16 protein-coding genes are annotated in these 22,067 nt (G+C 26.8%); 13 read left to right on the forward strand and 3 right to left on the reverse strand.

The window, feature by feature from the left end; genetic code table 11:
- Positions 1-381: 381 nt before the first annotated feature.
- From wecB to pepT, 9 genes are all read left to right on the forward strand, one after another.
- Positions 382-1,494, forward strand: a complete 1,113-nt coding sequence (gene wecB, locus ACRDDE_RS07565; RefSeq protein WP_438626687.1) for a non-hydrolyzing UDP-N-acetylglucosamine 2-epimerase — start codon at positions 382-384, stop codon at positions 1,492-1,494.
- A gap of 74 nt (positions 1,495-1,568) precedes the next feature.
- Positions 1,569-1,751: a hypothetical protein gene (locus ACRDDE_RS07570; protein ID WP_053831374.1), complete on the forward strand. Its 183-nt coding sequence runs from the start codon at positions 1,569-1,571 to the stop codon at positions 1,749-1,751.
- Positions 1,752-1,871: 120 nt separating this feature from the next.
- The gene (locus tag ACRDDE_RS07575; protein ID WP_438626688.1) at positions 1,872-3,776 is read left to right on the forward strand and encodes a hypothetical protein; all 1,905 of its coding nucleotides are present in this window, start codon (positions 1,872-1,874) and stop codon (positions 3,774-3,776) included.
- Entirely contained in the window at positions 3,760-5,970 is a 2,211-nt protein-coding gene (locus tag ACRDDE_RS07580; protein WP_438626689.1) for an ATP-dependent helicase, read from the forward strand. Before ACRDDE_RS07575 ends, ACRDDE_RS07580 begins: the two co-directional genes overlap by 17 nt.
- Complete coding sequence (locus ACRDDE_RS07585) at positions 5,963-6,724, forward strand: PD-(D/E)XK nuclease family protein (RefSeq protein WP_438626690.1); 762 nt, start codon at positions 5,963-5,965, stop codon at positions 6,722-6,724. The genes ACRDDE_RS07580 and ACRDDE_RS07585 overlap by 8 nt, the downstream gene beginning before the upstream one ends.
- Entirely contained in the window at positions 6,714-10,160 is a 3,447-nt protein-coding gene (gene addB / locus ACRDDE_RS07590) for a helicase-exonuclease AddAB subunit AddB (RefSeq protein ID WP_438626691.1), read from the forward strand. Before ACRDDE_RS07585 ends, addB begins: the two co-directional genes overlap by 11 nt.
- Positions 10,160-13,915, forward strand: a complete 3,756-nt coding sequence (gene addA / locus ACRDDE_RS07595) for a helicase-exonuclease AddAB subunit AddA (RefSeq protein ID WP_438626692.1) — start codon at positions 10,160-10,162, stop codon at positions 13,913-13,915. Before addB ends, addA begins: the two co-directional genes overlap by 1 nt.
- Positions 13,916-14,645: 730 nt before the next feature.
- Positions 14,646-15,863, forward strand: coding sequence for an HlyC/CorC family transporter (locus tag ACRDDE_RS07600; protein ID WP_195417396.1), 1,218 nt, complete (start codon positions 14,646-14,648; stop codon positions 15,861-15,863).
- A 178-nt stretch (positions 15,864-16,041) separates the two neighbouring features.
- Positions 16,042-17,268: a peptidase T gene (gene pepT, locus ACRDDE_RS07605; protein ID WP_438626693.1), complete on the forward strand. Its 1,227-nt coding sequence runs from the start codon at positions 16,042-16,044 to the stop codon at positions 17,266-17,268.
- Between the two features lie 54 nt (positions 17,269-17,322).
- On the opposite strand, the gene yfcE is transcribed toward pepT, so the two are convergent.
- Both yfcE and ACRDDE_RS07615 read right to left on the reverse strand, forming a co-directional pair.
- Positions 17,323-17,880: a phosphodiesterase gene (gene yfcE, locus ACRDDE_RS07610; protein ID WP_438626694.1), complete on the reverse strand. Its 558-nt coding sequence runs from the start codon at positions 17,878-17,880 to the stop codon at positions 17,323-17,325.
- A 19-nt stretch (positions 17,881-17,899) separates the two neighbouring features.
- Complete coding sequence (locus ACRDDE_RS07615) at positions 17,900-18,700, reverse strand: NAD(+)/NADH kinase (protein WP_438626695.1); 801 nt, start codon at positions 18,698-18,700, stop codon at positions 17,900-17,902.
- A 151-nt stretch (positions 18,701-18,851) separates the two neighbouring features.
- Between ACRDDE_RS07615 and ACRDDE_RS07620 the strand changes: the two genes are divergently transcribed.
- Together ACRDDE_RS07620 and ACRDDE_RS07625 are read left to right on the forward strand one after the other, a co-directional pair.
- Positions 18,852-19,754 (forward strand): RluA family pseudouridine synthase, encoded by a 903-nt coding sequence (locus ACRDDE_RS07620; protein ID WP_438626696.1) that lies wholly within the window; start codon positions 18,852-18,854, stop codon positions 19,752-19,754.
- A 10-nt stretch (positions 19,755-19,764) separates the two neighbouring features.
- Positions 19,765-20,769 (forward strand): nucleoid-associated protein, encoded by a 1,005-nt coding sequence (locus ACRDDE_RS07625; RefSeq protein WP_438626697.1) that lies wholly within the window; start codon positions 19,765-19,767, stop codon positions 20,767-20,769.
- A gap of 34 nt (positions 20,770-20,803) precedes the next feature.
- Here the strand turns inward: ACRDDE_RS07625 and acpP are convergent, their stop codons facing one another.
- Positions 20,804-21,031, reverse strand: coding sequence for an acyl carrier protein (acpP, locus tag ACRDDE_RS07630; protein ID WP_021432008.1), 228 nt, complete (start codon positions 21,029-21,031; stop codon positions 20,804-20,806).
- Positions 21,032-21,177: 146 nt separating this feature from the next.
- On the opposite strand from acpP, the gene ACRDDE_RS07635 reads away from it, so the two are divergent.
- Both ACRDDE_RS07635 and ACRDDE_RS07640 read left to right on the forward strand, forming a co-directional pair.
- The gene (locus tag ACRDDE_RS07635; protein WP_021428583.1) at positions 21,178-21,609 is read left to right on the forward strand and encodes a hypothetical protein; all 432 of its coding nucleotides are present in this window, start codon (positions 21,178-21,180) and stop codon (positions 21,607-21,609) included.
- A gap of 46 nt (positions 21,610-21,655) precedes the next feature.
- On the forward strand, positions 21,656-21,862 hold the full coding sequence (locus ACRDDE_RS07640) for a hypothetical protein (RefSeq protein ID WP_021428628.1): 207 nt from the start codon (positions 21,656-21,658) through the stop codon (positions 21,860-21,862).
- Positions 21,863-22,067: the final 205 nt, after the last annotated feature.

Here is a 22,067-nt window from a genome sequence, read left to right on the forward strand (position 1 = left end):
CGCGTAATCTTTTTTATTTTACGTGGATTTAAGTGGTGGTTGATATTTAGTTTGTGCTTGGGTCATAAAGCTGAGAAAATGCTTTGAATGACCGCTGCGCTACAAACTAAGTATCAACCACTTTTTGTTGTGCAAAATATAAAAAGATTATGCTTGTACGAGATGGATTAAATAATAAGAAAAGATGCTTTAAAATGACTTATGCATTGTAACTTAATACTAACCACTTTTTGTTATGAAAAATAAATAAAGATTACGATTGTACGGTATGGTATTAAAATAAAATATAGGAAAAAGGGAAAATATATTTAAAGGTATCTATATTTGGATATAACTATACTTAGTTAAGATTCGAATAATAAATTTAAGGAGATGATAGCTTTGAATAAGATTAAGGTTATGACCGTTTTTGGCACGAGGCCAGAGGCTATAAAAATGGCGCCTTTAGTAAAAGAACTCGAGAGCAGAGAAGAAATTGAAAGTGTTGTATGTGTAACAGCTCAACATAGACAAATGTTAGATCAAGTTTTAGATATATTTAATATAACTCCAGATTTTGATTTGAATTTAATGAAAAACAATCAGACGCTAACATCTATAACCGTTAGTGCACTAGAAGGAATAGATGAGGTAATAAGAGAATCAAAGCCAGATATAGTTTTGGTACATGGAGATACGACAACAACATTGTCTGCTAGTTTAGCAGCATTTTATAATAAATGTGATGTTGGGCATGTTGAGGCAGGACTTAGAACTTATAATAAATATTCTCCATATCCAGAAGAAATAAATAGACAAGTTACAGGAATTATAGCAGATATGCATTTTACTCCAACCAATACATCAAAGGAAAATTTAATAAAAGAAGGAAAGTGTAGTGATGATATTTATGTAACTGGAAATACGGCTATAGATGCTTTAAAAACAACTATCAAAAAAGGGTATAACAATAAAATATTAGATAAAATTAAAAGTGATAGAATGATTCTACTTACTGCTCACAGAAGAGAGAACTTGGGCGAAAATATGGAAAATATATTTAAAGCCATAAATAAGATAGTAAGCGAATTTAATGATGTTCAAGTAGTATATCCTGTACATTTAAACCCTAAAGTTAAAACTATTGCTGAGGATATTTTAGGTAATAATGAGAGAATACATTTAATAGAGCCTTTAAACGTTATAGATTTTCATAATTTTATGAGCAAGTCTTATTTAATAATGACTGATAGTGGAGGTATCCAAGAAGAAGCTCCGTCTCTTGGAAGACCAGTTTTGGTTCTTAGAGATACAACGGAAAGACCTGAAGGAGTAGAAGCGGGTACATTGAAATTAGTAGGAACAAATTCGAAAGATATATATGATACGGCAAAGGAATTGTTAATAGACAAAAAAAGCTATGAAAAAATGTCCAAAGCTTCAAATCCATATGGAGATGGTCTTGCAAGTAAGTACATCGTTGATAGTATAATAAAAAAATACTTGAATAAATAGGTAAAAGTGAATAAAAATAGTAAGTCCAATAAATAATTATAATATAGACTAAATTGTTTAATTGGAGGAATTTTATGTATAGAGTTGTATTAAAGCGTATTAATACAGATTATCTAAATGAGAACATGATATTTGATTGTCAGTATATTGATTTTGATAGTTCAAAGTATAGGTTTGAAAATATAGTTATGAATAATTTTGTTATAAAAGACTTTGAAGTTAATAATGAAGATATAGCATTGATAAAAATAATGTAATAAGTGTGTAGTTATAACTACACACTTATTACATTATACGGACAATTTTAATAACAGGATTATAGCCGAAAGCATGTTCTTTTATATGGTATAATTACTTTATAAAGGAAGGGATAGTTTATGAATATTATAGTAAATGATATTTTAAATGATAGAAAAATTAATGATATTAAGGATAAATATATAGAGTTTGCAAATAAAGAGTCATATAAAACAAATAATATTTTATTATTAGTACCAAACAACAAAATTAAATTTAAATATAACAAGTTAATAAGCTTAAAGGTAAGTGAAGAAATAAATATTTCAGCATACAACTCATTTTTAATAAAAGAAGTAGTGAAGTTTTGGCCAATTATACAGCAAAAATATAATAATATAATTAATCATAAAGTAAAACCATCTATTATAAATAGTAGTTTGAGCGATTATATTTTAAATAAAATAGTTAAAGAAAAAAGGACTGTAGAGGGCTTTTTTAACGATATAACTGCATCTAACAGAAATATTGCAAGTAGTATTAGCTTTAATATAAATAAGGGATGTCAAAGTTTAATAGATTTAAATGATATAGGTAATAGAATTTATTACTCTAAACATAACCAAAGTAAGATTGATAGATTTTCATACAGTCAAATGCAAGAAATAATAAATGAGTACCTAGATTTATTATTAAAAAACTCAACTATGGATAATTCAATAGCAATTTATTTGTATAATGAATTTTTATTAAAAGATGAGGAATATGTAAATAACTTGAGAAGAAGAGTGAATTATTTAATAGTAGATAGTTTGGAAAACTGTACAGCAAGTGAAGTTGATTTTATAGATATATTGTTAGATAGTGTAAAAGAATCATATATGTATATAAATCAGACGAAAGATTATGCTGCATTTAATAATGTAGATATGAAATATATAAAAGATAAATTATTTAATAAATGCAAGTTTATTAAAAATAGTGAAACAAGTGAAGTAAATATAAGTGAATTATTTAAATTAAATAAAGACATTGAATTAAATCAAAATATGCAACTATATAGTCAGATGTTAATTGAGGTCAGCAATAAAGCTGTAGACTTAATTAACAAGGGGTATAAAGCAAAGGATATAGCTATTATTTCACCAATAAACAATACTATTACGGAGTATGAAATAAAAAATACATTATTAAAAAATAACATAGGATTTTATAGCACAAAGCAAGATAAAAGAATAATTGATTATCCTTATGCACATGCACTAATGGTAGCTTCATGTATATTTTATGAATGTGAAGAACTTTTAAATAATGAAGATTATATTAGCTTTATAAGCCTTTTATTAAATACGAATAAAATTAGAGCTAAAAAAATATTAAGTAAAAAATTAGAGTCTGATAAATATAATGAAATAATAAATTACATAAGAAGTAAGAAGTTAGATGATGTAAATATTTATGAGTTTTTAATTAAGTTTTATATTGATAAATTATTAGAACTTCCAAAAGGAAAAGAAAATGTGAAGATTTGTAAAAAGATAATTCAAGAAAGTGAAAATTTTACAGAGAATATAGCTTTATTAGGAATAAATAACAATAAGTCAAAGGAAAAAATATTTATAGAAGCACTAAAATCAAGCATAAAAGATTATTATACTTTACTAGAATTAGAAGATTTTAAAGATGAAGACTTAGTTGTGTTGACTACTCCATATACTTACATATCCCATAATATGAAAAGTGATATACAAATTTGGTTGGATATAGGCAGTAACATGTGGAGTATGAAATCTGAAAAAGAAATAAGTAATGTACATGTTTTAAAAAAATCTTTTATTGAAGGAAATATATATACTGACGATGTTGAAGAATTTTATAAAGAGTATTATTTAAAAAATACAATATATAATCTTCTTTTAAATACTGAAAAAGTATATGCATATAAAAGTGAATATACAGTAAATGGGTACATACAAGAAGGAAGTTTGTATGGATTGATTTTAAAGTTAATAGATAAAGGTGATTTTAATGAAAATAAATTATAGAGAAGATCAAACGCCTATAATAAATTATGAAGGTGGAACTATGGCGGTACCAGCAGTACCAGGAGCTGGAAAAACTTTTATAGTTACAAATTTAGTTGCAAAATTAATAAGTCAAGGCAAGCATAGACCAGGGAAAATACTAATACTTACTTATATGAATAGTGCAGTTAATAATTTTAAAGGTAGAATAGCAAAATTATTAGATGAAAAGGATATAGATGATAAAAATTCATATGAAGTAATGACTATTCATAGTTTGGCAGTAAAAATAATAAAAGAAAAGCCCGAAATTGTAATGTTAAGTGATGAATTTAGCATAGTTGATGACTTAAAGAAAAGTATTATATTAAATGAGAGTATAAATAACTTCAAAAATAACGGAGGAGAAAAAGCTTTTAATTTTTTTGTTAAAGAACAAAGAGACGAAGAATGGAGAAATAGATGTTTAGAGTCATGGAACCAAGGTTTTTTTGATTTGGTTACAAACTCTATAAGTGAGTTAAAATACAAGGATATTTCACCAGAAAAACTAGAAAATATAATTTTAAATGGACACAAAGGAATATTAAAATGTATTTTACCTATATACAAAGACTATGAAAGAAAGTTAAAAAATAATGGATTATTAGATTATGATGATATTTTGATATTAGCATATAAAGCACTTAGCAGTGATGAAGATTTAAAAATTAAGTTTCAAAAGCGATATTCATATATATTTGAAGATGAATGTCAGGATTCCAATGAACTTCAAGGAAAAATAATAAAACTATTATCTGAAGATAATAATAATTTAGTTCGTGTTGGAGATGTAAACCAAAGTATAAATGGAACATTCTCATCATCAGATCCAATGTTTTTTAAACAGTTTATGGAAGAAGCAGATAGTTGTTATAAAATGGATATGTCTAACAGAAGTTCTAAAGATATTATTGAATTATCAAATAGACTAGTAAAATTAATTACGAAAGAATTTTATTTAGAAGAGTGTAAAAGTGCGCTAGAAGATATGGAAATAAAAACAGTGCCAGATGGTAAGGGATATAAAGAAAATCCTAAACCCGATAAATATTTACTGAATGCAAAATGGTATGAAACATGGGAAAAAGAAATAGTACAAACTGTAAAGTTTGTAGAGTATATAAAAGCTAATACACAAGATAAAAGTATAGGCATATTAGTTCCATTTAATAATCAAGTGAGGGAAGTAGCTCAAGTTTTGGAAGCTCATAACTTAGAGTTTGATGAACTAGGACCAAACTCATCACATAAAAGGAAGATAATAAATAACATAGGTTATATAATTGATTTTTTATCTCAGTGTGATAGTACAGAAAAATTAATTAATGTTTTAGAAAAGGTGTATATAAATTCTGATAATAAAATAGGTAAAGATGAGTTTTTATGTAAATTAAAAAAATATGAAAGTGAAGATATAATATATGAAACAGAAACAGTTATAGAAGATATTGTTATAGATAATAGAGATGAAATATATTTAACCTTTAAAAAGGGGATAGAATGTTTAAAAAATATAATAGAGTATGAATCTATAAAAGTAGATGAACTAATATTGATAATTGGTGAAAATATAGAAATATCAGATGAAGAAAAGGCTATGGTAGAGTATATAGCATTTTATGTTAGATACCTAATACTTGATAATCCAAATACAAGTTTATACGATATATCAAAAATACTTTTAGATGATAGAAATAGAGTATTTAATTACATAAGCGAAATAATATATGAAATAAATGGATATGAACCTAAGCCAGGAGGAATTACTGTTTGCACATACCATAAGTCAAAAGGTATGGAATGGGATGTTGTATTTTTGCTTGATTTAACAGAGTTTAAATTTCCAGCAGATATAAAACAAAAATTCCAGGGAGAACTATGGTATTTAAAAGATAAATATAAAAATCCAGTAGCTATAGCAAAGTCTGAGGTTGAGTCAATAGTAACTGGTGATGCCCCGAAGGATTTTATGTACAAGCATAAAATAGATATAATAAATGAAAAAATAAGATTATTGTATGTAGGGATAACAAGAGCAAAAGAAATGTTGATGTTATCAGGACATAGTTATAAAGATAATACAACAAATAAAAAGCAACAACAAAAACCATCTTTTTATTTTAATAGCTTAGGTAGATTTATAAAAGTGAAGAGAGGTGATATTGTTGAATAAAAAATTAGAGAATTTCTTGTTTAGTCAAAACTCTATAAATACTTATAGAAGTTGCTCATTAAAATTCAAATTTAAATATGTAGATAAATTAAATTGGAAACAAGATGATGAAGGAAGCAGAGATTACTATGAAAATCTTAAATTAGGTTCAGATTTCCATTTAATATGTGAGAGGTATTTTAGTAATATACCAACTGGAATAGAATTTTTAAATAATGAAGAATTCAATATATGGTTAGAAAAAATTAAAAGATTGATACCTATAAAAGATGATAAGCTATATCTTCCAGAGTATGAGGTTAGATATAGTTTGAATAATTTTAAAATACAGGCTAAATTTGATTTAGTTGTAGTAGATAAGGACAGTATAAGTATTTGGGATTGGAAATCAGAAAATAGAAAGATAGAATATAAAGATGTAGAAAATAGAGTTCAAACTTTAGTTTATTTATTTTTAGCAAGTGAAACTATTGGTAAAATATATAATTTAGGCATAGATTATGAAAATATAACATTAAGTTATTATCAGCCAGAGTATTATAATGAGCCTATAACAATTAAATATAGCAATGAAAAACATAAGATAAATAAAAAACAATTAGAAAACTATATAGGAAATATATTAAATACAAATTACGATGAAGAAAAAAATATAAAAAATATTAAACATTGCAAGTTTTGTGAGTTTAATAAATTATGTAATAATGAAGCTGTAAACTATAGCACATTGGAGGAAGAAATATATGAGCCTTAGATTTATATTTGGAAGAGGCGGTAGTGGTAAAACAACATATTGTTTAGAAGAAATTTCTAAGCAGGTGCTTGATGATGGAACATCTCCTATAATACTACTAGTTCCAGAACAATATACATTTGAAAGTGAAAAAAGACTAAGTAATTATTTAAAAAAAGACCCATACCTTAGAGCTAGAGTACTTAGTTTTAAAACATTAAGTAATATAGTATTTTCTCAGGTTGGAGGATTAACAGATATAAATATAAATGCTAGTGGTAGATCTATGATGATTTATAAAGCGTTAGAAGGGGTTAGTGGAGACCTTGAAATATTTTCAAAGGCAGCCTCTCAACCTGGATTTATAGGTACTATAGCTGATATGATATCAGAGTTTAAGCAATATAGTATTTCTCATGAATCCTTAGAAAATATAGCTGGAGAAGTGCAAAGTGAAACACTTAAACTAAAACTTCAGGATATAAGTAAGATATATGCCAATTATGAAAACATACTACATGAAAACTATATAGATTCACAAGATTTATTAGCATCATTAGCGGACAAGATAGAGAGTTGTAATTACTTTGACAATGCGATAATTTACATTGATGAATTTACAGGTTTTACTCCAAATCAATATAGAGTAATAAAAAGTTTATTACATAAAGCCGCAGAAGTAAATGTAACTTTAACATTAGATAACAACTTAGTTAAGACTTATAACAAGACAGATGTTTTTTCTCGTACTAAATTTACAGAAGAAAAATTAAAAAAGTTATGCTTAGAATCAGGAGTTAGAATTAAGCCTGAAATAAGTTTAAATGCAAGTAAAATAAAAAGATTTGAAGGAAACAAAGAATTAGAACACCTTGAAAGAAATTATTATTCATATCCTTATAAAATATATGAAGAAGAAACAGAAAGTATAGCTATAAAAGAGTTTAGCAACTTATATTCAGAAGTGGAGCAAATAGCTAAAGAAATAGTATTTTTAGTTAGAGATAAAAAGGCAAGATATAGAGATATAACTGTAGTAACTAGAGATTTAAATAGATATGATTTTTTAGTCCAATCTATATTCAATGAGTATGAGATACCTAATTTTATAGATAGTAAAAAAGAAGCTAAAAGTAATCCTATTATAGTTTTAATAATAGCAGCATTAGAAATGCAAAACAGAAGATATAATTACGAAACCATGTTTAGGTATTTAAAAAGCGGCCTTTTAGGAATAAGCATAGAAGATATTAGTTTAATAGAAAACTATGTTTTAGCGAATGGAATAAAAGGTAAGAGATGGTTTGAAGAAAAGTGGAATTATAGAGTATATCATAAATTAAATGAAGATGAGAATGACTATGAAATAGATATAATAAATAGAGTTAATGAAATAAAAGATGTAATAATAAAACCTATAATTAAGTTACAAGAAAAACTTAAAGGGAAAAATAAAGCAAAAGATATATGCAAATATATATATGAATTTTTATTAGATATAAATATACCTAACACTATACAAATAATGATTGATAAATTTAAAGAAAGTAATGAAATAGATTTAGCTAATCAGTATGCTCAGGTTTGGGAGATTGTTGTTGATATACTAGACCAAATAGTAGAGATTATGGGAGAGGATACGATAAACCTAGATAAATTTATAAAAGTAATAAGTATTGGTTTTGATGAGTATGAATTAGCAACAGTACCCCCAAGTCTAGATCAGGTTCTAGTAAGTAGTGTAGACAGGATGAAAAATCCAAATACAAAACATTTATATTTAATGGGAACTACAGATGGAATTTTTCCACTAATATCAAAAGATAATGGAATATTAAATGATAGTGATAGAAAAAATTTAGGGGATAATGGAGTAGAGGTTGATATTGATAGTAAAACTAAAACATTTGAAGAACAATTTTTAGTGTACAGAGCTTTAACATCAACTAAATGCTCATTAACAGTTACATACCCAATTGCTGATCATGAAGGAAAAACATTAAGACCATCAATAATAGTGTCTAGGATTAAAAAGATATTTCCAAATATAAAAAACACAAGCTATTTAAGTGATATAAAACATTGTTCAAGTGAAGAAATAGTAGAAGATATAACTACTAAGGCACCTGTATTTAATGAACTTATAAAAGCTATAAAAGAATTTGAAGAAGAAAAATATATAGATTTTGTGTGGCTAGATGCATACAAATACTTCATACAAAATGATGACTATTACATTAGAGCAAAAAATATAATAGAAGGTTTAAACTATACAAATCAAGTTAAGCAAATAGAAAGTGAAAAAATAAGAGCACTATATGACAATAAAACATTTAGTGTTTCTAGGCTAGAAAAATATGCTCAATGTCCATTTGCTTATTTTATACAATATGGACTAAAAGCAAAAGAAAGAAAAGAATTTGAGTTTACTCCTCCTGATTTTGGGACATTTGTACACAATATATTAGATAAGTTTTCAAAACAGTTATCTAAAGATAATTTAGACTGGAGAGATATAACAGACGAGTATATAGTAGAAAAAGTAACTATAATAGTTGATGATTTAATATCTAAGATACCGGGATATATCTTACAAAGTTCAGCAAGATATAAGTACTTAGCATATAGATTAAGAAATATGCTTGTATCAGCTATATCTATTATAAGTAATCAAATTAAAAAAGGATCATTTGATCCTACAGACTATGAAGTAGAGTTTGGAGTAAAGGGAAAATACCCACCTATTAAAATTGTTTTAGAAAATGGAGAAGAGATAAACTTAATAGGGCAAATAGATAGAGTAGACATGTTTGAAGATGGGCAAGAAAAATATATAAGAATTGTAGATTATAAATCTGGGAATAAAGATATGAGTCTTACGGATGTATATCATGGATTACAGCTACAGTTATTAGTTTATCTAGATGCAATATTAGAAAGTGCTAAATACAATGATGGAGATATAAATCCTGCTGCTATACTTTATTTTAAAATAGACGATCCTATTATTAAATCGAATGAAGATAAAGAAGATGATAGTATACGAGAAGAAATATTAAAGAAGCTTAAAATGAAAGGTCTTGTATTAAAGGATAGCAATATAATTAGAAAAATGGACAATACATTACCTGAAGGAGAAAAAGCAACATCATTAGTTATACCAGCTTCTATAAACAAAGATGGAACTATTTCAAAAAACACATCAGGTGTAAATGAAGAAGAGTTTTCAATACTTAGAAAATATGTAAAACATACAATCAAAGAGTTAAGCAAAAATATGCTTGAAGGACATATTGGAATAGCTCCATATAAGACTAAAGAATCAACATCTTGTGATTTTTGCAGTTTTGCAACTATATGTTTATTTGATAGTACATTTAAAGACAATAGTTATAGAATTATAAACAAAAAAAGCCAAGATGAAATAATTAATAAAATGAGAGGAGAGGTTGAATAATGAGTTCTCCTAAGTGGACAGACGAACAACAAGCTGTAATAGATAGCAGAAATTGTAATCTTCTAGTAGCAGCTGCTGCAGGTTCAGGGAAAACAGCAGTACTAGTTGAACGTATTATACAGATAATAACAGATACTAAAAAGCCAGTAGATATAGATAAATTATTAGTAGTTACATTTACAAATGCAGCTGCTTCAGAAATGAGAGAGCGTATAGGTGATGCCATAGCTAAGGCATTAGATAAAAATCCTGAAAATAGCCATTTACAAAATCAATTAGTTTTATTAAATAGAGCAAGCATTACAACTATACATTCATTCTGTTTAGATGTAATAAAATCAAATTTTCATAAAATAAATATAGATCCTAACTTTAGAATAGGAGATCAAACAGAATGTTCTCTTTTAAAGCAAGAATGTATAGAAGAAATTTTTGAACAATACTATGAATCAAGAGATAAGGGATTTTTAAATTTAGTGGAAAGTTATGCAGAAAAAAGAGGAGATAAAGATTTACAAGATATAATATTATCTATATATAACTTCTCAATGGCATCACCATACCCTAAAAAATGGTTAGAAGATTCAGCTGAATTATTTAATATAAATGATGATTTTGATTTTTCAAATTCAATATGGTCAGAATCAATATTAAGTAATGTAAAAATAGAGATAGATGGAATAGCATCTAGTATGAAAGGTGCGATTGAATACGTAGATGGAATTGACGAATTAGAAACTTATAAAGAAAAATTAAATATAGAGTATTCTCAAATATTAAATATATTAAGTGCTTGTAATGAAGGCTGGGATAAGACATATTACTTTATGAGCAATATGCAATTTGAAAACTTCGCAAAAGGAGTTAAAAGGTTAGGAAAAGATACGCCTGACTACATAAAAAAAGCAAGAGAAAATGCTAAATCTATAAGAGATAAAAATAAAAAATCATTAGAGAGTATAATAGGATCAACTTTTTATAAAAGTAATGAACAGATTTGTCATGAAATAAAGTATTTATATCCAGTTGTAACTTCTATTTCAAACCTTATAATATCGTTTGAAGAAAAGTATCAAGAAAAGAAAAGAGAAAAAGGAATTATAGATTTTAATGATATAGAGCATTTTGCATTAGCTATATTAACAGATGAAGATGAAGATGGAAATATAATACCATCAGATGTAGCTAAGATATATGTAGAAAAATTCTCAGAGATATTTATAGATGAATATCAAGATAGTAACTTGGTTCAAGAAGTTTTATTAAGTACTATCGCTAGTATTGAAAATCCAAATCGATTTATGGTTGGAGATGTAAAACAAAGTATATACAGATTTAGACAAGCAAAACCAGAAATATTTTTAGAAAAATATGCAACTTACGATACAGAAGAAGGTACTAAAAATAGAAAGATAATGTTATATAAGAACTTTAGAAGTAGGAAAGAAGTTGTAGATTGTGCGAACTATATTTTTGAAAATATAATGAGTAAAAATATAGGTGAAATCGAATATAGCGAAAAAGAAAGATTAAATTTAGGAGCAAGCTTTAAAGAGTGTGAAGAAGAAAATGTGTTAGTGGGAGGACCTGCCCAAATACATTTAATACAAAAAAATATTAAAGCTAAAAATGAATCAGATGAATCTGAGGAGAATGAGGAAGAACAAGAAGAAATAGATAACATACAATTAGAAGCTAGAATGTTAGGAAATATAATCAAAAACTTAATGAAACCCAATGAAGATGGGAAGGTAACAAAAGTTTATGATAAAAAAATTGATGGATATAGAAATGTAGAATTTAAAGATATAGTAATACTATTGAGAGCAACATCTAGTTGGGCACCTGTATTTGTTGAAGAGCTAATGAATATGGATATACCTACATATGCAGATACAGGTATTGGATATTTTGATACTATAGAGATAAAAACAATACTAGCATTACTTCAAATAATTGATAATCCAATGCAAGATATTCCTTTAATTGCAGTATTGAAGTCACCTATGTTTGGGTTTACACCAGAAGAGCTAATTGATATAAGAATAGAAGATAGACAGAAAAGTTTTTATGAAGCTTTACAAATAGCAGGTAGTAAAGATGGAGATTTAGGTAAAAAAATAAAATATTTCTTAGATAGATTAGATAATTTTAAAAATAAATCACTTTATATGAGTACCGATGAATTTTTATGGTACATATACATAGAAACTGGTTATTATGCATATGTAGGCGCACTACCAGCGGGAACACAAAGACAAGCTAATTTAAAGGTATTATTTGAAAGAGCTAAGCAATTTGAATCAACAAGTTTTAAAGGGATTTTCAATTTTATAAACTTTGTAAAGAAATTAAAGAGATCGAACTCTGATATGGGAAGTGCTAAAACATTAGGAGAAAATGCAAATGTAGTAAGAATCATGAGTATACATAAAAGTAAAGGGCTAGAGTTTCCTATAGTTATATGTGCAGGAATGGGTAAAAATTTCAATACTCAAGATTTTAGAAAAGACATTCTATATCACCATAGGTTAGGGTTTGGGCCTCAGTTAGTAGATTATGAGAGAAGAATATCATATCCTAGTATAGCGAAAGAAGCATTAAAAACAACTATAAACATGGAAAACTTATCAGAAGAAATGAGAGTTTTATATGTTGCATTTACACGACCTAAAGAGAAGTTAATCATAACAGGTTCGGTAAGAGATATAGAGAGCAGCATAAAAAAATGGTCTGAAGATCTAGATAATGAGGGACCTGTTTCAGAATATCAAATTTTAAAAGGAAAGAATTTTTTAGACTGGATAATGCCTGCAGTTATAAAGCATAAAGATTTAGATGAACTACGCAGTATAATTGAATTAGACGCTAATTACTTAAATAACCATGAATCAAATTGGGAAACTAGAATATGGGAAAGATCGGATATATTAATAGAAAAGACTTTTAATGATGAAGAGGAAAGCATAGATACAATTTTATCGAATTTAGATATGAGCGAAAATGAAAGTGAATTCTATGAAGATATTAAATATAAGCTAGATTATAAATATCCATTTATGGAATCTGTTAATAGGGCAGGAACTATATCTGTTACTGAAATAAAACGATTAGAAAATAAAGCAGAGATTGATTATAGTGCTCAAGAATTAATTGAAAAGCAAACTGAAATAAAAACTCCATTATTTATACAAGAAGATGTAAGTAAAAACAAATTAACTGGAGCTCAAAAAGGTACTATAATGCATTTATTCATGCAGATTGTTGATTTAACTAAAGTAAGCAATTTAAATGAAATTAATGAAGAAATTAATTTAGCTGTAAAAAAGAAAGTATTAACACAAACTCAGGCAGATACTATAAACCCATATAAAGTATTAAAGTTTTTTAAATCTAATTTAGGAAAGAGAATGTTGAATTCTTATTATTTAAAAAGAGAACAAGCTTTCTATTTACAAATAAACATGAGTGATATATTCAAAAATGATGATAGAGTAGAAATTATAGAAAATGAAGATAAACTTATGGTAAGAGGTATAATAGATGCTTATTTTGAAGAAAATGATGAACTTGTTATAGTAGATTACAAAACTGACTTTGTAAATGAAGAAAATAAAGGTACTATTACAGAAAAATATACTAAACAGCTTGAAATATACAGTAGGGCGTTGAGTACATTAACAGGCAAGAAAGTTAAAGAAGCATATATATACTTATTTGGAACTGAGGAAGAAGTTTTATATAAGTTTGATTAATAAAAAAGGTGCGATGGTTTTATAAAACCATCGCACCTTTTTATTAGGGGAGAGATATAAAATTATATTTTTCGTATACTATAATTATTTACAAATTTAAGATTTATATACAGAAAACAAAAAATATAATATTGATATAACCAAGCTTCATAGGTTATCCATATATTTTTAGTAATCATAATTTTATTAAGCGTAAAAAAATCACCTATACAAGGGGGGTATAGGTGATAATGGGGGGATAAAAATTATTTATTTTCCGATCATATTTTAATTATTAACAACCATTTGATTATTATTCATAGTTATTAAGTTTTTTTATTAAGAAAGGATATTAACTTCCTTTCTTAATTTTAATATATTCATAAAAAGAATATTTGTTACTATTTTCAACATAAATTAATAAATTTCTTATTATTTAGTTTTTATATTTATCTGCAACATCAGCAAGTTTTCTAAGTTGGTCAGAAGTTATATGTATTTAAAAATATTATATGGATATATATAAAAAATATAAGATATATGATATTTTTTAATTTAATGAACAATATATATAAGTGAAGGTTGTTATTTATATTAATAAATAAGCTTATCCTTTATGCAAGTTTTTCCAGGTGAAATTTCCAAATTTTAAAATACTATGATATAATTATTGTAATAAATAAAAAGTATAAATTTAGGAGTGTGGTAAAGATTGGATTCGACCGGTGGTAATACTATTATTCAAATAGTGATGCTAGTAATTTTACTAATAGGATCAGGTTTCTTCTCAGCATCAGAGACAGCTTTGATGTCCCTTAGTAGAATTAGAGTTAGACATATGCAAGAAGAAGGAGTAAAGGGAGCTAAATTAGTTGGGAAATTAACTGAAGATTCAGGTAAACTTTTAAGCTCAATATTAGTAGGGAACAATGTTGTTAATATAGCAGCAACATCTATATCAACATCATTATTTATAAGTATACTGGGGACACAAGGTGTTGCAGTAGCAACTGCTTTAATGACTATATTAGTTTTAATTTTTGGAGAGATAACACCAAAGACAATAGCAGCTAACAACTCAGAAAAAATAGCTATATTAGTTTCAAAACCTATAAAGGTGATCATATTAATTTTAACGCCAGTCGTATGGGTATTTAACATAATTACAAATATCATATTTAAATTATTTGGAATTAAGTCTAAATCAGGGCAACCATACATAACAGAAGAAGAATTAAGAACTATGGTTAATGTGAGTCAAGAAGAAGGCGTTTTAGAAATAGAAGAGAGACAAATAATAAATAATGTATTTCAATTTGGAGATATGCAGGCTAAGGAAGCTATGGTTCAAAGACTTGACATGGTATGTATAGATGCAGACGATGGATATAAAGAGATAATAAGCTTATTCAAAGAAGAACAATTTAGTAGAATGCCTGTATATGAAGAGTCAGCAGACGATATAATTGGAATAGTTAATATAAAAGATATTATATTTTTAGAGGAAGATGAAATAGCTAATTTTGATATAAGAAATTATGTCAGAGAAGCATTTTTCACTTACGAATTTAAAAAGATAACAGAGTTACTTGAAGAAATGAAAAAAGATAAGAGTCAAATGGCCATAGTTGTAGATGAATATGGTGGTACTGCAGGACTTATAACAATAGAAGACTTAGTCGAAGAAATTGTTGGTGAAATAGAAGATGAATACGACGAAGATGAATCGGATATTGAAGTGATAAAAGAAGATGAATATATAATAGATGGTGGTAAAAAAATATCAGAGGTAAATGAACTTATAGGAACAAATTTAGAATCGGAAGAATTTGATTCTATTGGTGGATTTATAATTGGTCATTTAAAAAGACTTCCAGAGGAACATGAAGTTATCGAAGTCGATGGCGTTAAACTTTGTATAGAGAGTCTAGATAAAAATAGAATAAAGAAAATAAGAGTATTTACATAAGGTGTCATTTTGGCACCTTATTTTTTTATAAATAAAGAAATTATACACAAATTTAACAATTTATTACAAAGACTTTATTTGATAAATTTAAAAGAAAGTATTATAATTAAAACGTATTCATTTAATTACAATAGGGTGGATTAAAGAAACGAATTAGAATATATGGAGGGACTTTAAAGTGAAAGAAAAAGTACTTGAAAGATTTTTAAAATATGTGGCATTTGATACAACTGCAGATCCAAAAAACTCAAATTGTCCATCAAGCGAAGGGCAAAGAGTATTTGCTAAATATTTAGTTGAAGAATTAAAAGGATTAGGGCTTGAAGATGCAAACGTTGATGAAAATAGCTATGTAATGGCTACATTAAAAGGAAATGTAGAAGGAGTTCCTACTATAGGATTTATATCTCACTTAGATACAGCTCCAGACGTAACTGGAAAAGATGTAAAGCCTAGAATAATAGAAAACTATGATGGAAAAGATATAGTTTTAAATGAAGAATTAAACGTAGTTACATCTACTAAAGATTATCCAGAAATGAAAACTTTAGCTGGACAAGATATAATAGTTACAGATGGTACTACTTTACTAGGAGCAGATGATAAAGCTGGTATAGCTGAAATCGTAACTGCAATAGAATACTTAGTAAATAATCCAAAAATAAAACACGGGGATATAAAAATAGGATTTACTCCAGATGAAGAAGTAGGTAGAGGAGCAGATTTATTTGATGTTGAAAAATTTGGAGCAAAATATGCATACACTATAGATGGTGGTATACTTGGAGAGCTTCAATATGAAAACTTCAATGCAGCTGCAGCTACTATAACTATACAAGGAAGAAATGTACATCCAGGTAGTGCAAAAAATAAATTAGTTAACGCATTACATATAGCAGCAGAAATATCTGAGATGTTACCTGCTAGCGAAAGACCAGAAACTACTGAAGGATACGAAGGTTTCTATCATTTAAATGATATAAATGGTAATGTTGAAAGTGCTACTATGATATATATAATAAGAGATCATGATAAAGCTAAGTTCGAAGAAAGAAAAGCATTCATGACATCTGCAATAGAGAAAATAAACGAGAAGTATGAAGGAAGAGTAAAATTAGACTTAAATGATCAATACTACAATATGAAAGAAAAAGTAGAACCAGTTAAGTTTGTAGTAGATATAGTTGAAGAAGCTATGAAAGAAACTGAAATAGCACCTTTAATAGTACCTATAAGAGGTGGAACTGATGGAGCTAGATTATCATTCATGGGATTACCTTGTCCAAACATATTTACTGGAGGATTAAACTTCCACAGTAAAAATGAATGTATATCAGTTCAAGCTATGGAAAAAGGAGTTAACTTAATAGTTAAGATAGCTGAAAAATACACTGAAGTAAAATAATAAACAATAAATAAAAATGAACTCTGTACTAGTATAGAGTTCATTTTTTATTTATCATAAATTTATAATTTCATTTGAATTTATATCAATTAGATTTATATCTAAATCTAATTCATGAGAACTTTCTAGCATATCTATAATTGCAACTGAATGAGAACCATCTTTTGGAATAGAAGTACTTCCAGGATTTATAACTATAAGATTTTCATCAATAAAAAGTTCTTTTACATGAGTATGGCCAAGTATTAAAATATCAGCACCCATAGATTTTGCTTTTTTTATAGTTTCTTCTTTAGAATCTACATATCCGTGATTTATTAAAATTCTAGCTTCTCCGAATTGACTTAAAACATAAGGTCCTTGTATAGGATGCTTTATAACCATTTGGTCTACATCTGCATCACAATTACCACGAGCTATAAGTATATTATCTAATTCATTTATTTTAGATATAACACCCTTAGGGTTGTATCCATCAGGTAAATCATTTCTAGGACCATGGTATAAAACATCTCCAGCATGAAGTATAATATCACATTCAGATAAAGCATCTAAAGCTTTTTCAAAATAAAGTAAGCTACCATGTGTATCGCTCATTACACCTATTTTCATAAAATTAACCTCCTAAATATTATAAAAATTTTTCAGAGACTCTGCTCCAAAATTCATAGTTATCGAGTCTAACTAATTTAACAAATACGTCCGATGTAGTAATTGATAGGCTTGTTATTCTTTCGAATCTATGCTCAACGCCATCAACGACTATTAATAAAGAATCTTCAAATCTATACTCTGGTAAAATACCAATTAATGCATCATGAGGAAATATAATACTAGAAGTAAAGCACCTATATGCATTAGTATTTATAGGGTGTAGAGGAGTTAATTGCATAAGTTTTAAGCTAGGGTCAACTATACTACCACCAGCAGCATAGTTATAAGCTGTTGAGCCAGTTGGTGTAGAAATTAATAGCCCATCTCCACTAAAGTTTTGAATATCTTTATTATTGACATTTAAGTTAAGATGTATAGTTCTAGATTTATCTCCTTTTATGACAACATCATTGACCGCAAACATATCTATACAGCTTCCTTTTGTACATATAGTTGCTTGTACAAGAGGTATATCTTGTAGTATAAAATTACCTTTTTTATAATCATCAATAAATTTATCAATAAAATTAGGATATACATCAGTAAAAAAACCGAGATGACCAGTATTTATACCTAAAATGGGTATTTCAGGAAAATCGAAGTCATGAACAGTTTTTAAAAAAGAACCATCACCACCAATTGATATTATAAGCTCAGCGGCACTATCAAAAGTATAGATTACATTAAAGCCAGCACAAATTAGTTTTTCAGTTAGTACATCTCTTGTTTTAATAGATAGATCTAATGAATTTGAGTTTATTATTATCGTTCTTTTCATATCCCCACCTCTTTACATTTGTATTATAACATAATTTAAAAATTAATTGATAACTTAGTAAAATATGTAATGGATAAATAAAAAGTCTTATCTATTCTGCAAAAATAGTATAAAATAGATAATGTTATTATAATTGAAAGTAGGTGTAAATTTGTTCAAAAAAGAAGAACAAAGATATGATGTTATATCTTACACAAGTGAGGAAAATGCAACTTTAAAAGAAATATTATTGGATAAGTTGAACTTCTCAGTAAGATCTTTATCAAAAATGAAAAGAAACCAAACTGTTTTAGTAAATGGCAAGTTTAAAAAGCCAAGTTCTACTATCGAAAAAGGTGACTTAATAGAGGTTAAAATAGAAGAAGACATGGCAAATTTTATGCCTCAAGATTTAAATTTGGAAGTGATTTATGATGATTTTGACTTAATAATGGTAAATAAGCCTCCATTTATAGTTGTACATCCAACAAAGAGCCACAATATAAATACAATTGCAAATGGAATTACAGATTATATAATTAAACAAAATGAAAAAGTTAAAATAAGATTTGTAAACAGATTAGATATGAACACATCAGGATTAGTAATAATAGCTAAAAATGCATATGCTCATTATACTTTATCTAAAGACATGAGCGATGATAAGGTAATAAAAAAATATATAACTATTGTAAAGGGAATTGTAAAAGATGATTTTGGGACTATAAATGAGCCTATATATAGACCTGATGGAGATGGCATAAAAAGGGTGATTGATGATAGAGGTCAAGAATCAGTAACTCATTACAAGGTTTTAGAAAGATTAAATGATGCCACTGTACTAGAAGTTAAACTAGAAACTGGTAGAACACACCAAATAAGAGTTCATATGAGCCATATTGGTCATGGTATAATTGGAGATGAACTATATGGATATGTAGACGAAGAATTAATAAATAGACAAGCTTTACACGCATATAGTCTTGAATTTAATCAGCCAAGAACAAAAGAAAGTTTAAAATTCAAAGCGGAAATTCCACAAGATATGAAAGAGTTAATAGAAAAATTAAGATAGAGGTGAAATTATGATAATACATAAGTTTATAGTACATGTACTAGATAAAAATAGTGAAGTTCCTATATTAAATGATTTTGAGGGAAAAATCAGTCAAGAAGTTGATAAATTCTTCCAAAAAATAATCAAAAGAGTTAGTAAAGATGATGATTTAAGAAAAGGAATATTTAAAGATTATGAAAATAACATAGTTAAAAATTGTTGTGAACAAATAATATATGATGAAAGTACATTTTTAGAAAATTCAAAAGAGATAGCTGCATATTTATTTGATACAATGAAAATAAATGCAGAGTTAGAATCGTGTGACTTAGCTATATGCTTATATACTGTAAAAGATGAAAAGTATGTAGGTATATTAAAATTAGATTACAAAAGATTATATACTCACTCTATAGAGTTTGTAGATGATAAATTTAATATACAAATGGTTCCAAATGAAATAGGAATACCAGAGACACAAAGACAAAAACAATGTGCGATAGTAGGATTAACAGGAATGAATGATGAATACCATTTAAAACTTTTAGATAAGGATGCAGAAAAGGAAGAGTTAGAATCTAAATTTATAAGTGGATTTTTAAATGCTGAGAAAATTGTTGATGATAAACACAAAACTAAGGTATTTAAAAATAGTGCAGAAACATGGATAACTAATGCATTAGCTAATGATATAAAACAAGCAGAAGACGTAAGAAGCGTATTAAATTATACATTAAAAGAAAAAGAAGAAATAGATTTAAATGATTTTGTAGAAAAAACAATTGATAATACAGACTTAAAAGAAAGTTTCAAAGAGCATATGGAAGATAAAGGTTTAGAAAAATCTTTTAGTATTGATAAGCAGTGGGTAGAAAAAAAATTAAAGAAAAGAAGTATAAAGACTGATACTGGATTTGATGTAAGAGGAGAACTAAGCAATTTTGAAGATCCTATGAAGTATAGTGTAAAACAAAATCCAGATGGAAGTATTGATATAACTATAAAAAATGTTAAGTTTTATGAGGAAAAATAAATAAAAAAACCGAGTTTAAAAACTCGGCTTTTTTTTATTTATGCTCTTCTATAAAAGAGCAAATATCACCTATACAAGTAAACTTTTCAGCAGCTTCATCAGGAATTTCTATTCCAAATTCATCTTCTAAAGCCATTATAACTTCAACAGCATCTAAAGAATCAGCCTCCAAATCTTCAGTTAAAGATGTATTTAAAGTGATACTATCTAGATTATCAATACCTAGTTGATCAGCGATTATTTCCCTAACTCTTTCAAACATAATAAACCTCCTAATAAATAAATTCATAATTTAATTGTAGTTTAATATAATAAGTGAAATTTTTCAATATTAAATTATATAAATTTTAGAATAATATAGTAAAACAAGCATATATATTTTATAAAGAAAACATAGGAGGAATGATTATGAAATATATAGGTTTATTAGCATCATCTGTATGCGTTGTAGTTGTGTTACTAATAAACTCATATTACAGTATCATAAACTTAGATATCCAAAAGATAAGTTCGTATGTAGTAGAAAGTAATATGATTCTAGAAGACATTATAACTAAAGAAGAGAATGTTTCAAAAGATAATAAAGAGTACATAGATAGACTTCAAAATTTAAAAAAATGTATAGAGGACACAAAGACATCTTTTTTTACAAGTAAATATAAAGATTATAGAATTAAATCAGTAGAAAGCATGATTGAAAGTATATCTAATGATAAGAAAAATAATGAACATTTAAATATGGTGAAAAAATATAATGAGCTATCAGAAAAAGAGCTGGATAGTATATTAGAGAAAAATTTTTTCGAAGTAACATACTTATATACCCTAGCATATGAATAATTAAGAGAAACTATATGTTTCTCAACATTGAAAAGGGGGTAACCATATGTCAAAACTAGATAACCTTTTAAGAAGTTTTGGATGTGGATGCAATTCATCCTTTGGAGGTTCAAGTTTATTAATAATAGCTGTTGTTGTATTCTTATTATTATGTACTGACCTACTTGACAACTTTTTCTGCGATGATAATTCATGGATATGGATAATACTTGTAATCCTTTTATTATTCAATTTTGATGATGGATGTTGCTAAAAAAAGCTCCGATAGGAGCTTTTTTTTATTACTAAATATAAAAAAATAAATTTATATAAAAATAAAATTGTATAGTAACCGTTTTTTTCAATTCCCATAGTATAAATTAAGTGCATAATACATTTGAGATAAGACTTCTGAAATTTTAATATGGGTTAGCTAATAAGTGAATAAAATTTTAGCAATCCAAAAAACAGGGGGTATA

The sequence above is a fragment of the Paraclostridium sp. genome (genome assembly GCF_051656405.1).
GTDB lineage: Bacteria > Bacillota > Clostridia > Peptostreptococcales > Peptostreptococcaceae > Paraclostridium.